The following is a 13342-nucleotide window of genomic DNA, read 5'->3' as shown; positions in this document are numbered from 1 at the left end:
ACGCGATTGGACCTCCTGTCAACTGGTCACGAACCACGAGGGGCAGCAGCGCGAGAATGGAAATGCCGGTCAAGCCGAATAAGGTCCCCCGCGCGATGGATGTCTTAATTTCCGAAGACATCGCCGTAAATCGCACTCCGTCATAAATCGCTGCACTCAACGACTCGCGCGGCAGATCTGAAGAGCGCACCTTCCATGTGGAGCACCAGATTGCTCCCAATGGCGCCAGATAGCTCAACGTGTTTACGACAAAGGCCGTCAGTACTCCAAATGAGGCAACGAGAACGCCGCCCAACGCCGGACCGACACTTCGGACAGTATTGAACCCGACTGAAAGAAGCGTGATCGCATCCGGAAGATCGCGTCTGTCTACGATATCGCCCACTGCCGCCTGCCAAGCGGGATTGTTGAGAGCGGCACCGCATCCAACCAGAAAACTGAAGCTTAGAATGATCCATGCATCGACAAAGCCCAGCGCTATCGTAATGGTAAGCATGGCAGATGCTGTCGCCATCAAGCACTGGGCCGCGAGCATGATTCTGCGACGGTCGAAATTGTCGGCAATCGCCCCCGCTAAGACTGATAGGATGAATGTCGGCAGCGTCGAAGACGCTTGAACCAGTGCAACCGTCAAGTCGGAATTCGAGATAGTAGCCATTAGCCAGCCAATGGCAACTGTCTGGATCAGTGTGCCAAGGCTGGAGACCTGTGCGGCAAGCCAGATCAGTCGAAAGGTGCAGTTTCTAAGTGGCGCTAATGGATTTGGTGATAATACCTTCGCATCTGCGCGCGCCACCCTGTTCATTGTCCTTGTGCCTTTGCCTTCCAGTCACCCATCGAGTTGACTCGCGACTTGCTCGCGGGATTGCAACTTGAATGCATCGCTGTTGCACCGTTCTCGGTCCTCGACGCAATGATTACATTAAGCGTCGCTCCACTCCTACCGTTCACCGGCGTTTAAGTCTCGCAACGTCCCTATTGGTTCAGCAGTTCGTGATTGGATCAACGATCCTGAAGTGCTGTCGGCAGCGTAATCGTGCGCTGCGAATCTGATGGAGCTGCGATCACAGCGGGGCGCGCATTCTTACAGCCTTCGTTCGACATGACATATGCGACGCCTTTGGCGCAACGCCCAGACGGCAGTGGAGGCACAGGCCGATTGTTTACTCGGCCTACAGCTGCGCCAACATTCGAAAACTGCTGCATAAGCCAAAAGTTTGCTGGATTCCTGCAAAGTTGAACGATCTTCGCTGTGAGCGTTCATTGATGGTTCTTTACATTCTACGGCGCCGTAGCCGAATTCCACAGCAATGAAGTCGCCCTGAGCGAGCGACTGCGTGTGCCGTTCGGGCGGGGCACTCGCTCGTTCGAGCGCGGTCAGGGCCTGCTTCGGTCATCGTAGGATGCGGCGGATCGGCCTAAATTGCGAGAGAAGTGGCGTATGTCGATAATGAAGTTCTCGTCGCCAAGGGCTGTCGACGCGGTGACCGTCCTCGTCAACGGTCCTGGTGCGGACCAATACGCCGCTCGAGCCCGTGCTCAATTCCCCCATGTGCGCGTGGTAACGGCCGCGGACGCCGACTCGTTAGATCGACACATCGGTGGCGCAGACGTCCTTCTTGCCTCCCGATTCCCTGTCGAGGTGTTCAACAAGGCGCGTCGGCTGCGCTGGTTTCAGTTCAGCAAGACGGGCATCGACTCTGTACTGCCGCTCCGGGACCGGCTCGGCGAGCTCTTGGTCACGAACGCGCGCGGGACACAAAGCGAGATCATTGCCGACTTCGTCATGGCAGGGATAACAATGATGCACTGGGACTTTCCGCGACTGATGCGGGAGCAGTGCCGAAAGGAGTGGCGGCAGCGAGAAGTCGCGCCGCTGGCGCAGCGAACTGTCGGTGTCGTTGGACTTGGCTCGATCGGCGCGGCGATTCCCCGCCGCGCAAGAAGTGCCGGCATGACGGTGGTTGGAAGCAAGCGTAACGTCTCCGAGCCCGTGCCGGGCGTGAATATACTGTTACCGCCGGAACGCCTCGACGATCTCCTGGTGCTCTCTGACTTCGTCGTACTAGCCGTCCCGCACGTTCCGGAGACGATTGGGCTAATCGGTCGCAATCAGCTTCGGTTGATGCGTCGCACTGCCTTCCTTGTGAATATCGCCCGCGGTTCAGTCGTTGTGGAGGACGAGCTTGTTGATGAACTCCGACTAGGAACCATCGGCGGTGCGCTGCTCGATGTCTTTGAACGAGAGCCCTTGCCTGTCGATAGTTCGCTTTGGACGATGTCAAATGTCATCGTGACTCCCCATATTCGCAACGTGGTCGATGTAAAGCGGGGTTACTAAGCGACGGCTGTAGCGCTCGGGTAACATAGATCGGGATCATCTCGCGCTCCAATCTCGTTGATGCGCTCAGATAGACGCTGGCCGCTCGGCAATTCGAAACGAAAAGGAATAGCATGGCGCTGGATGCTGATGCTGCGCAGCAGAAGACGTATAGCTGGGACGATCCCACTAGACCTTGCCTCACGTCTTAGCGAGGAGGAGCGGATGATCCGGGAGGCGGCGCATCACTACGCGCGTGAAAAGCTCCTGCCTCGCGCGGTCTCGGCTTTCGCCGAGGAACGCTTCAATCGCGAGATCATGATCGAAACGGGCAATCTAGTTTTCTTGGGTCCGACGATTCCCGAAGAATATGGCTGTGCCGGCGTGAATCACGTCGCTTCAGGATGATGAAGTCCACTTTGCAGTGGTCTCTGTTACGCTAGACGGCAGCCGTTCATGGCGCTAGCCGATGGCGCCGCTCAAGGACCTCGTTTCCGGCCAGCGTAAGGCTTGGAACGCCTTTGATCTGCAGCCCCAAGTAATTGTTGGCGGCCGCTCGCCTTCACCCAAGTCGGCATGTCGATTACACCATGCAGAGAGGTTCATGACCTGGAATTTGGCGTTGCGCGGACCTTCGAACGGTATACCGCTAGTAAGACCACACAGGTGTCTTGCACGCGTCGAGGAGGAACTCCCAAAAGCTCGCATTCGTGCAGTCAACGCTGGATTTTGACTGAACGAGCCCCAAAATCGGAGAAAATCGGCTTTGAGCCACACCTATCGTTCGCACAACAGATGATCGTCGCCGAGCGTCAATCGCAACGAAGGGAGTGAAACCATGGGCCGTCTGATGAACCGCAGAGGGTCCTGCAGGCGGGCTCCTCCGCCGTCTTGGCATGCGCTATGAATTCCCTAGTTCCCCGTGCCCGGGCGGCGGCAACAGACGAGCTGCGAATTATTGTTAACGGTGGTGACGTAGCAAAGGCATCAATCGAGGCCTACTTGAAGCCGTTTCAAGCAGAGACGGGAATCAAGGTGACCCCGATCACCGACCAAATTAACTTTGCTCAGCTCGAGTTAATGGTGAAAACCAATAGCGTCACGGCTGACGTTGTTCTCCTCAGCCAAGGCTCGACCATTGTTGCCGGGGAGCAAGGCTTTCTCGAGCCGATCGACTATTCGATCTTTAGGAAAGACAAGCTGGAGGTCTCTTCGATTTCGTCAAGCACCCGTACGGAGTAGGACAACTGATCTACTCTTACCTCATGGTCTACAACACCGAGAAATACCCGCTTGGCAAGCCGCGGCCGACCACTTGGGCCGACTTCTGTGACGTCAAGAAGTTCCCCGGCGTCCGCTCACTAGTAACCGGACGAAATGGTACTGAGGGGCCTTGCGAGAGGGCCTTGTTGGCCGATGGCGTAGCTTCAGACAAAATCTATCCGATGGACATCAACCGGATCTTCGCCAGCTTGGACAAGATCAAGCCGCATATTCGGAAGTGGTGGACCGTCGGCTCCGAGGTCCAGCAGATAATGACCGATAAGGCAGCCGACCTTATGCAGTCCTATGACGGACGAGCGAGTGTGGTAATTTCCCGAGGTGGGGCGATGGAGATCAATTGGAATCAGTCCAAGGTGGTGGGACCATTGGGCGATTCCGAAGGGTAGCCCAAGTGCCCAGAAGGCGCAGAGGTTCATTGAATTCGCCACCCGTGCGGAGCGCCAGGCTGCTTTCGCGCAGATTTATCCGGAAGGCCCTACCAATCGGAACGCTTTTAGACTCCTTTCGGAGCAGCTAGCGCGTAAGCTTCCAAGCCATCCCCATTATATGGCCAGTAGCGTTGTTATGAATGGGCAATGGTACGGCCAGCGAGCGGCAGACGGAAAGACCAACTCCGACCGGCTCCGCGAACGCTGGAACGAGTGGATTTTCACCTAGCTCTGAGAGTCATCGAGACCGTGTGGCATGACGATGGCGGAGGATTGCCGATCCCCGTGCCAACACCATTGCCAAAGGAGTCGTCATGCCGGATGTCCTCGCTTTCAATAAACGCGAACAGATTGACTGTTCCGTGAACGCCCGTGTGAATAGTTTCGGCGCCGTTGCAGGTAATGAAGCGATGGAGAACGACGTGCCTCTCGCTCAAATCGAGTTTCGGAGCGTAACCAAGACTGACGGACCAGTTGCTGCCGTCAAGGACCTCTCGTTAAGCGTTCGCCGCGGCGAATTCCTAACCATTCTTGGCCCAAGCGGGTCCGGCAAGACGACAACACTGATGCTGCTTACCGGCTTCGAGTCCCCAAACTACGGAGACATTCTCATCGCAGGAAAATCCGTCGCCGCCGTTCCCTCTTACCGACGTGATCAGGGCATTGTCTTCCAGAGCTATGCCCTGTCTCCACACCTCAACGTCCGCCGCAATCTCGAGTTCCCGCTTGAAATGCGCGGCATGAGGGCTGTCGAAAGGACCGCGCGAGTCGACAGTATTCTCGCGCGCGTGCATCTCGATGGCTTGGGCGACCGGATGCCCTCTCAACTGAGCGGAGGTCAGCAACAGCGCGTCGCACTTGCTCGCGCCTTGATAGCTGATCCGCCGATTCTTCTCCTCGACGAGCCGCTCGGTGCACTCGATCGCAACTTGCGGGAGCAGACGCAGACCGAAATCAAGAGTCTACACAAAGAGTTTGGTATCACCACTGTCTGCGTCACACACGACCAAGACGAAGCGCTGACGCTTTCGGATCGCATCGTCGTCATGCGCGCCGGTCGGATTGAACAGACCAACACGCCGGAGGCAATCTACGACCGGCCAGCCACGCAGTTCGTCGCGAAGTTTCTGGGTGAGGCGAACATCCTTGAGAATCCTGGATTCACGATCAAATCCGAGGCCGCGCAGCGGCCTGGCACAGTTGCCATGATTCGGCCGGAGCGAATTTGCATCGCCACTCTCGATGCGCCGAAGCGCATCGACGCTGAGCAGTACCAGTCCGTCACTAGAATCGTGGACAACATGATCTATGCCGGCCCGCTGCGGAAATATCATGTACGCATCGGCAGCACTGTGCTTGTCGTGAGCGAGCACGTCGCATCAGGGCGACGGGCCCTCCAACCAGCAGATGGGGCGCGACTCGAATGGCTGCGCTCGGATATTCGATTCGTTGCTGCGCAAGCGCCATAGAGGACAAGACCGATGAACACGCTTTACAGGCTTGGTCGGATGTCAATTGCGCTTACCTTTCCGGCGTTGGCCATTCTGCTTGCGGTTCTTGGCATACCGGCCATTCTGCTATTTCTGACGAGCCTCAATGCGCCGGTCTTTTCGCTTACCAAGTACGAGGCATTCTTCAATCGCCAAGCAAATGTCCGCGTCCTCTTACAGACTGTCGAGGTAAGCGTCATAGCCACGGCCATGTGCGTCATCATAGGCTATCCCACCGCCTATCTGTTCGCAGCCGTGTCGAAGGGCCTCCGCATGGTACTTCTCGTGCTCGTCATCATTCCCTATCTGACGAGTGTTCTGGTGCGCACCTACGCGTGGATCGTAATCGTTGGCGATACCGGCCTGATCAATAATCTATTGCTCAGGCTTGAGTTGATCTCTAATCCGGTACCGCTCATTTACAACCGCATGGCGGTCTACATCGGCACGGTCCACATCATGCTCCCGGTCATGGTTCTTCCTCTGGTCGGCGTCATGCTGGGAATCGACAAGTCGCTCACTGCGGCAGCCCGTAGCATGGGCGCGCGTTCCTTTGCTACGTTCTGGCGCGGATTTCTCCCGCTCAGCTTGCCAGGCGTCCGCAGCGGTTCGCTGCTGGTTTTCGTGCTCTGCCTTGGCTTCTACATAACGCCGGCTGCATTAGGCGGGCTCGGTGACGCCATGCTGTCGACGTTCATCGCAGCTCAGGTTGAAAGCTCCTTCGATCTGGCGCGCATTGCCGCCTCGTCCTTCATCCTTTTGGGGTAGCTGCAGTCGTGCTCGGCATTTTCGGGCTCGACCTTTCTGCGGCGCAGGGTCGCGCGTCGAGACCAGTATGGAAGTCTCCGCAGAATGGGGTGCGCTCATTCGGCGCGCCAACGCGCCATTTCAATGAGCTCGTCACTTGGTGCCGGGCGCAGCGCTGGGTGAGCACGCTGTACCAAGCCGCGGGCAAAAGCCGTTTGTGGAAGATGGTCGGGACGGCCTTTGTCGCGCTCGTCATGTTCTACCTGCTGCTTCCGAGCGTCGTAGTTGTCGTCATGTCGTTCAGCGGCGGACCGTCACTGCAATTTCCGCCGTCAGCTCTTTCGCTCCAGTGGTACCGATCCTTCTTCAATAACCCATCCTGGACCGACGCCGCATGGACCAGCATTCAAACCGGTCTCGCGGTCACCTTGGTGTCGACCATGGTCGGCACGCTTGCGGCTTATGGCCTCAGCCGAACCTTCCCGAGGCCCCGCAGTATCTTGACGATGGCGATCCTCACACCGATCACAATTCCTACCATCGTCGTCGGTATTGCCGCGTATCTCGGATTGCTCAAACTCGGACTCATAGGTACGAAAACCGGCCTCGTCCTGACTCACAGTATCGGTGCTACCGCCTATGTCGTGGTGATTGTTTCTGCGACACTGGCGAATTTCGACAGGCGCTTGGAGTTGGCGGCGAAAAGCATGCGTGCCAATCCGCTCCGCGCCTTTACGAGAGCGACCCTCCCCGCTGGTTCGGCCCGGCGTCATTGGTGGCGCCCTGTTTGCTTTCCTTCACTCTTTCGATGAGGTGGTCGTCGCTAGTCGCAGGATTCTCGATCCGCACTCTGCCTTTGAAGATGTGGGAAAACATACGCCACGAGATCGATCCGACGATTGCCGCAGTAGCATCGATGCTTGTGCTTCTCCCTGTGGCTTGGCTATTCGCGTTCTACATTACTTGGTGGCTGTCGAGGTCAACGGTTGCCGGCGCATTCCTGGAGATAACGAGATGAGTCGCCGGGATCCGGGTGTCGCAAAATGCCGGCTGCCCTCTGCCCAGACCATCTGCGTCATCATCGGCTATTCCACGGCTTATCTGATCGTCACCGCTTTCGAAGCGCCTGCGTACAGTATCCGTGCTCGTCCTTATCCTGCATCCGACCAGCGGACTGGTCCGCACCTATGCTTGGGAGGTAACTCTCGGCCATAGCAACCTGGTCATCAGTGTCTCTTGCCAAATTCTGGATCGATCTCGAGTCGCTGGCTTTCACCTACAACTGAATGGGCGTCTACATCAACATGGCGCACATCATGTCGCCTGTGATGAGTCGGGCCACGCCGGTCATTCGCGTTTGCCGCGATTGATGCCGGCGCATCTAGACGCGCGGTCGATGCCTTGCTCAGTTTCGGCGACCATGACGTCTGAAAGAAGGACTGTTCTCGGAGAGGCTAAAGATGGCTTTTGAAAACTCCGCGCTTACGATTGTTCTTAACCACCCTGAGGCCGACTCTTACGCACGACTCGCAAAGGAGCGCTTCCCACACGTTCGCACGATTGTAGCGCCGGATCCGGAGGGACTCGAACAGCACATAGCACAAGCAGACGCGCTGCTCGCATTTCGCTTTCCGGTCGAGGTGCTCCACAAGGCGAATAACCTGCGTTGGTTTCAGTGCACTGGGGCCGGTGTAGATTCCATGTTATCCGCCCGGGACAGGGCGGCTCATGTAACGGTGACCAACGCGCGGGGGATCCATGGCGATGTTATAGCAGACTACGTGATGGCCGGTGTGACAATGTTGCACTGGGACTTCCGTAAATCTCTCCGCGAGCAAGCAGAGCGCCAATGGAAGCCGCGGTTTATCGCCCCGCTCGCTGAAAAGACGCTGGGCGTCGTCGGGCTTGGCTCGATCGGGGCGACGATCGCTCGGCGTGCGAAGAGCGCGGGGATGACGGTTGTCGGCTCGAAGCAGGATGTTTCCAGTCATGTTGAAGGCGTCGATCAGCTTTTCGCGTTCGATGCGCTAAAGGACTTTCTGCCGCTCTGTGATTTCGTGGTCCTGGCGCTGCCAGCGACACCGGACACGGTGGGGCTCGTCGGTGCGTCCGAGATCGCACGCATGCGGCACGACGCATTTCTGATCAACATCGCCCGCGGAAATATCGTTGTGGAAGCTGAGCTGATCAGAGCCCTTAAGACTGGCGCGATAGCCGGCGCGATGCTCGATGTCTTCGAGTGTGAGCCGCTTCCGAAGGACAGTCCATTGTGGGATATGCCGAATGTGATTGCGACTCCTCACATGGCGGGGAGGTCCGACGAGGTATACGGAGCGGTTGTTTCGATCTTTGCCGACGACATAGAGCGCTTTATCAATGGGCAGCCGCTGAAGAATCGCGTCGATCTGACTCGGGGTTATTGACCGCGTTGCGCAGGAACACCAAGGCAATCGGCGGTCATTCGGTGGTTCGAACATCGGACGTCTCGGATGCGAGTATCGCTCAAACTTGTGTATACAATCTCACACCTTCACCTTCGTGGTCAGTTTGATTGCCACCGGTTTGATCACGACGTCTCCCGGCAATGCCTCAGCTGCTTTTGCAGTCCAAGGACGAGCGCAAACGAGGGAAATATCCGGTCATGTGGACTGGAGATGTGAAAGTGATGGGCCGTGCTCGACCTCACTTCGCTGCACGGCGGTCTGCAAGAGCGTCGCACGATCGTGCTGTTTGGATGGGTGTCCAACCCGCAAGGGCAGCCTCTATCGGTAGGTGCAGCCACGGTGGGATCACTGATGCTCTTAGGTACCAAATACCAGGCCCGTTCGCTCAAGGAGCTCGGCACGTCGCGCGCCAGCCGTGTACCGCTGGGTATGGGCAGCCGAGGTCGGCGCTTCGGCGCAGAAAATCGTGGCGAGAGCGTAGCCATTTCGCAGGATCTCGCTAGTTCCTGTGCAATCTTTGCAGCATATAAGCCTCGATAGCATCTTATGTTCTGCGCGCTTTTGCCCTTCAGCGTAGCCGGCGCGGGCAGGGCGGACTGATGAGCGATCGTGTTTAACAACTGAAATGACGCGCGGCCGACAATCAAAATGGCGATCGTGACCGGCACTGATCTGAAGCGAGAACAAACGTGCCAGCCGCTGGCGGCGCTAATCCCGATGACCAGAGGTCAGTCGCGGCCGTCAATCTGCTCGGGAGGGGGGGCGTTTCTTATCTGTCCAGCAACGAAAGCAGGTATCGATGTGCTTAAATGAAATGATCAGGCAGTGCCTCGACACCGATTTCCTCGGCCGCGCCACAAGGGGCGTGTCGTTGCGATTGACCTGCCTGTTCGACGCGTATCGCGACTGCAGTGATATCAGATGGTGAATGCTCTCATGCCTTGCATGCATGTGTTTGCCCTGGGCACAACGCGCCTGACGTTTCGCCAAATCGGTTAAGTCATTTCAGCCGTCTACGCGCATCGAAAACTAGAGGAAGTCTTCATGTCGTCATCGCCGCTTTCTGGCATCAAGATTCTTGACCTCACGCGCGTGCTGGCTGGACCGCTGTCGGCCCAGATGCTCGGCGACCTCGGCGCCAACGTGATCAAGATCGAGCGTCCCGGCACCGGGGACGACGCGCGCGCTTTCGGACCGCCCTATCTTGCCGATTCGGAGGGCAAAGAGAACAACAACAACTCCTTCTACCTCTGTGCCAACCGTAACAAAAGATCCGTCACCGTCAATATTGCCAAGCCCGAAGGGCAGGAAATCATTCGTGCGCTTGCCGGGAACGTTGACGTCTTCATGGAGAATTACAAAGTAGGTAATCTCAAGCGCTACGGTCTCGACTACGAGGCAATCAGGAAGATCAATCCCGACATCATCTATTGCTCGGTGACCGGGTTCGGTCAGACTGGTCCATATGCGCCTCGCGCTGGCTATGATGCGATCTTCCAGGCCATGGGTGGATTGATGAGCGTGACTGGCCATATGGACGGGGAGCTAGGAGCCGGTCCGATGAAAGTCGGTCCGTCCATCGTCGACTACATGGCCGGGATGAATACTTCGATCGGCATTTTGTCAGCGCTCTATCATAAAAAGACGAGGGGTGGAGCGGGCCAGCACATCGACATCTGTCTGCTCGACACGGTGATCGCCTCGCTCAGCCACTACCTCCAGATCTACCTCGTCAATGGCAAGACCCCGCCCCGTCGGGGCACGTGGGGCAATGGCGGCATGCCGGCTGGCGTATTCCGCTGCACCGACGGTGAGTTGATGCTGGTGGTCGGCAATGACGGCCAGTTCGCACGCGCCTGTGTTGTTCTGGGCGTGCCGGACCTCGCCAACGATCCAAAATTCGCCAAGAACAACGACCGTGTCGTGGACGGCAAGGAGATCATGGCGATCTTTGCCGGGTTAATGTTGAAGAGCAAAGTAGCTCATTGGCTCGGAGAGCTTGAGAAGGCTGGCGTTCCTTGCGGCCCTGTAAACGATCTTGCGCAAGTGTGCGCCGACGAGCATGTCCGCGCACGAGGCATGGAGGTAAAGGTCGAGCATCCCTTCGAGCGTTCATTGTCCTTGATCCGGAATCCGCTGACATTTTCCGGTACGCCAGTGACAGAGTACCGCTACCCACCCCGGCTCGGTGAGCATACGTGCGAGATTCTGTCAGAAGAGCTTGGTTACAATTCGGCGAAGATCAGCGAGTTGAAGGTAATGGGTGTCATCTAGGCGGGTAACGGCGGAGCGCCGGCTTTGCTGACGTTAAGGAAGGGCAAGGGGTGCGTTATGGATTTCACAATGACGACCAGCGAGCAGGAATGGCTGGACCGCACGCAGTCATTCATAATTAAGCACGTCCGACCCGCGGTCTCCGTCTGCAACCAGCAGAATGCCGAAGGGGGTGCTGGAAGGTGATACCAGTGCGTGAGGAATTGAAGAAGAAAGCTCGGGCCGAAGGCCTCTGGAACATGTTCCTGCCGCCGTCCTCGTATGAGGATGACGAGTTCCGTGGCGCGGGATTGAGCAACCTGGAATATGCGGCGCTTGCCGAAGTGATGGGGCGCATCGGTTGGGCTTCAGAAGTCTTCAACTGCTCCGCGCCGGACACCGGCAACGTGGAAGTCCCGTTGCGGTACGGTACCAAGGAGCAGAAGCGGCTTTGGCTGAGGCCTCTGATGGCTGGCGAGATCCGCTCGGCCTTCCTGATGACGGAGCCCGCGGTCGCATCCTCCGACGCCACCAACATTGAGACGCGGATCGAGCGCGGCGGCGATCATTACCTCATCAATGGCCGCAAATGGTGGTCGTCCGGCGTGGGCGATCCTCGCTGCAAAATTGCGATCTTGATGGGTAAGACCGATCCGAAGGCAGCGCGCCACCAGCAGCATTCGCAGATCCTGGTACCCCTCGACACAAGGGGAATTACGATTGAACGGATGCTTTCCGTGTTTGGCTATGACGATGCGCCGCATGGCCACGCGCAGGTACTCCTCGAGAACGTCCGCGTGCCCGTCAGTAACCTTCTGCTGGGTGAGGGGCGCGGTTTTGAGATAGCGCAAGGTCGGCTCAGACCAGGCCGCATCCACCACTGCATGCGCACGATGCGTCTGGCCAATGGCCCCGATGAAGTGCACTGTCGTGCCATTGCCAGACTTGAAATTCGAAAACATGCAAGCTCGTCCAACTAAGAGCGAGCAGCGCGATCGCTTGCTCGCGGTCATTCCGAACCGCCTCGAAAGGCAGACCGGAATGGCGAGATTCCGGGTCGATGGTAATGCGCCGGCCCGCGGTAACCGCGAATGCTGATACGGAACAACGAAGAGGGGGCCTCACCGTGGCGGAGGGCGTCAAGAAGGACGAGGAGTTTGCCGGCACACGACCGGTCGAGGAGCGGCACCGTATTGATGAGGCGAGCCTCGCCCGCTGGATGGCGGCGCATGTCGAGGGCTTCGCTGGCCCGTTGGAGGTGTTGCAGTTCAAAGGCGGCCAGTCCAATCCCACCTATCGGCTCGATACGCCAGGACGCTCCTATGTGATGCGGCGCAAGCCGTTCGGCAAATTGCTTCCGTCCGCACATGCGATCGACCGCGAGTTCCGCGTCATCTCCGCGCTCGGTGCGCAGGGTTTTCCGGTAGCGCATGCCTACGCATTGTGCACCGACGACGTCGTGATCGGCTCGGCCTTTTACATCATGTCCATGGAAGAAGGCCGAGTGTTCTGGAACCCCATGCTGCTAAGCCAGTCGGCCCACCTGCGCCCAAGAATCTTCCGCAGCAAGATCGAGACGTTGGCAAAGCTTCATATGTACGATCCTGACAAGATCGGACTCGGAGACTTCGGAAAGCCGGGCAACTATTTTGCGCGCCAGATCGATCGCTGGACCAAGCAATATCGCGCTTCAGAGACCCAGCATATTCCGGAAGTAGAGAAGCTGATCGATTGGCTGCCTAAGACGATTCCTGAGCAGAAGCGCGTCTCCATCGTCCATGGTGACTATCGCCTGGACAACATGATCTTCCACGAGACCGAGCCGCGTGTCGTTGCGGTGCTCGACTGGGAACTATCGACGCTTGGCGATCCCATGGCGGACCTCACCTACTTGTTGATGCAATGGATCATGCCGGACCTCAACAACGCGCACCTTAAAGAGCTCAATATCCCCGCGATGGAAGAGGCGGCACAGATCTATTGCGATATCAACAACTCTACGCTACCGGATTTCAACTGGTACTTTTCCTACAATCTGTTTCGCCTCGCAGCCATCACACAAGGTATCGCCGGGCGCATCCGCAACGGCACTGCCGCTAACGCCAGAGCGATCGAATCCGCCAAGCGCACCGTACCGCTTGCGAAGGCGTCGTGGCAGTATGCGGAGATGGCGGGCGCCATCTAATGCAAATCGCCGCAAAACGATAATTCGAATACCTGCGAATACGCAGCGGCAAGGTTATGGACCTGGCATCCCAGCTCACGGCCACTGGCTGCGCGCACCAACGCTAGACTAACGTGCCTGGCAGCGAGGCGGCGCCCATTGTCCGAGTACGGCGCTCACATCCGAACAGAAATCTAAAACAGCGAGAGAAT

General features: G+C 57.6%; 12 protein-coding genes and 1 pseudogene. 12 read left to right on the top strand and 1 reads right to left on the bottom strand.

Going from position 1 to position 13342, the window contains the following annotated elements:
* Positions 1-805 (bottom strand): MFS transporter (locus AKN84_RS40685; RefSeq protein WP_128971609.1); only part of this gene is annotated, 805 nt, incomplete at its 3' end.
* A 636-nt stretch (positions 806-1441) separates the two neighbouring features.
* Between AKN84_RS40685 and AKN84_RS40680 the strand changes: the two genes are divergently transcribed.
* The 12 genes and pseudogenes from AKN84_RS40680 to AKN84_RS40640 all read left to right on the top strand — a co-directional run bounded on the left by AKN84_RS40680 (position 1442) and on the right by AKN84_RS40640 (position 13151).
* On the top strand, positions 1442-2341 hold the full coding sequence (locus AKN84_RS40680; protein ID WP_050425981.1) for a D-2-hydroxyacid dehydrogenase: 900 nt from the start codon (positions 1442-1444) through the stop codon (positions 2339-2341).
* Positions 2342-2401: 60 nt separating this feature from the next.
* The gene (locus tag AKN84_RS40675) at positions 2402-2728 is read left to right on the top strand and encodes an acyl-CoA dehydrogenase family protein (protein ID WP_347337386.1); all 327 of its coding nucleotides are present in this window, start codon (positions 2402-2404) and stop codon (positions 2726-2728) included.
* 495 nt (positions 2729-3223) lie between these two features.
* A complete protein-coding gene (locus AKN84_RS49710; protein WP_244485752.1) occupies positions 3224-3562 on the top strand; it encodes a type 2 periplasmic-binding domain-containing protein in 339 nt (112 codons plus the stop codon).
* A gap of 23 nt (positions 3563-3585) precedes the next feature.
* Positions 3586-3990: an extracellular solute-binding protein gene (locus AKN84_RS50190; protein ID WP_283805585.1), complete on the top strand. Its 405-nt coding sequence runs from the start codon at positions 3586-3588 to the stop codon at positions 3988-3990.
* A complete protein-coding gene (locus AKN84_RS50185; RefSeq protein WP_283805584.1) occupies positions 3923-4261 on the top strand; it encodes an extracellular solute-binding protein in 339 nt (112 codons plus the stop codon). Before AKN84_RS50190 ends, AKN84_RS50185 begins: the two co-directional genes overlap by 68 nt.
* A 181-nt stretch (positions 4262-4442) precedes the next feature.
* The gene (locus tag AKN84_RS40665) at positions 4443-5501 is read left to right on the top strand and encodes an ABC transporter ATP-binding protein (RefSeq protein ID WP_050425983.1); all 1059 of its coding nucleotides are present in this window, start codon (positions 4443-4445) and stop codon (positions 5499-5501) included.
* A gap of 12 nt (positions 5502-5513) precedes the next feature.
* The gene (locus AKN84_RS49705; protein WP_244485751.1) at positions 5514-6290 is read left to right on the top strand and encodes an ABC transporter permease; all 777 of its coding nucleotides are present in this window, start codon (positions 5514-5516) and stop codon (positions 6288-6290) included.
* A gap of 158 nt (positions 6291-6448) precedes the next feature.
* Positions 6449-7081: an ABC transporter permease gene (locus AKN84_RS49700; RefSeq protein ID WP_244485750.1), complete on the top strand. Its 633-nt coding sequence runs from the start codon at positions 6449-6451 to the stop codon at positions 7079-7081.
* A gap of 648 nt (positions 7082-7729) precedes the next feature.
* Positions 7730-8692, top strand: a complete 963-nt coding sequence (locus tag AKN84_RS40655) for a D-2-hydroxyacid dehydrogenase (protein ID WP_050425979.1) — start codon at positions 7730-7732, stop codon at positions 8690-8692.
* 1065 nt (positions 8693-9757) lie between these two features.
* On the top strand, positions 9758-10987 hold the full coding sequence (locus AKN84_RS40650) for a CaiB/BaiF CoA transferase family protein (protein ID WP_050425978.1): 1230 nt from the start codon (positions 9758-9760) through the stop codon (positions 10985-10987).
* Positions 10988-11044: 57 nt separating this feature from the next.
* Positions 11045-11862: pseudogene (locus AKN84_RS40645) on the top strand (acyl-CoA dehydrogenase family protein); the annotation flags it as partial.
* A 230-nt stretch (positions 11863-12092) separates the two neighbouring features.
* Positions 12093-13151, top strand: coding sequence for a phosphotransferase family protein (locus AKN84_RS40640; RefSeq protein ID WP_050425977.1), 1059 nt, complete (start codon positions 12093-12095; stop codon positions 13149-13151).
* Positions 13152-13342 lie beyond the last annotated feature (191 nt).

It is taken from the genome of Bradyrhizobium tropiciagri (assembly GCF_001189845.1).
GTDB classification, from domain to species: Bacteria; Pseudomonadota; Alphaproteobacteria; order Rhizobiales; family Xanthobacteraceae; genus Bradyrhizobium; species Bradyrhizobium tropiciagri.
This window is presented reverse-complemented; position numbering and strand designations above follow the sequence as displayed.

Excerpts from the sequence above, each read along its gene's own strand:
- AKN84_RS40680 (WP_050425981.1), top strand. The coding sequence starts at position 1,442 with ATGTCGATAATGAAGTTCTCGTCGCCAAGGGCTGTCGACGCGGTGACC.
- AKN84_RS40675 (WP_347337386.1), top strand. The coding sequence starts at position 2,402 with ATGCGCTCAGATAGACGCTGGCCGCTCGGCAATTCGAAACGAAAAGGA.
- AKN84_RS49710 (WP_244485752.1), top strand. The coding sequence starts at position 3,224 with ATGAATTCCCTAGTTCCCCGTGCCCGGGCGGCGGCAACAGACGAGCTG.
- AKN84_RS50190 (WP_283805585.1), top strand. The coding sequence starts at position 3,586 with ATGGTCTACAACACCGAGAAATACCCGCTTGGCAAGCCGCGGCCGACC.
- AKN84_RS40665 (WP_050425983.1), top strand. The coding sequence starts at position 4,443 with ATGGAGAACGACGTGCCTCTCGCTCAAATCGAGTTTCGGAGCGTAACC.
- AKN84_RS49705 (WP_244485751.1), top strand. The coding sequence starts at position 5,514 with ATGAACACGCTTTACAGGCTTGGTCGGATGTCAATTGCGCTTACCTTT.
- AKN84_RS40655 (WP_050425979.1), top strand. The coding sequence starts at position 7,730 with ATGGCTTTTGAAAACTCCGCGCTTACGATTGTTCTTAACCACCCTGAG.
- AKN84_RS40650 (WP_050425978.1), top strand. The coding sequence starts at position 9,758 with ATGTCGTCATCGCCGCTTTCTGGCATCAAGATTCTTGACCTCACGCGC.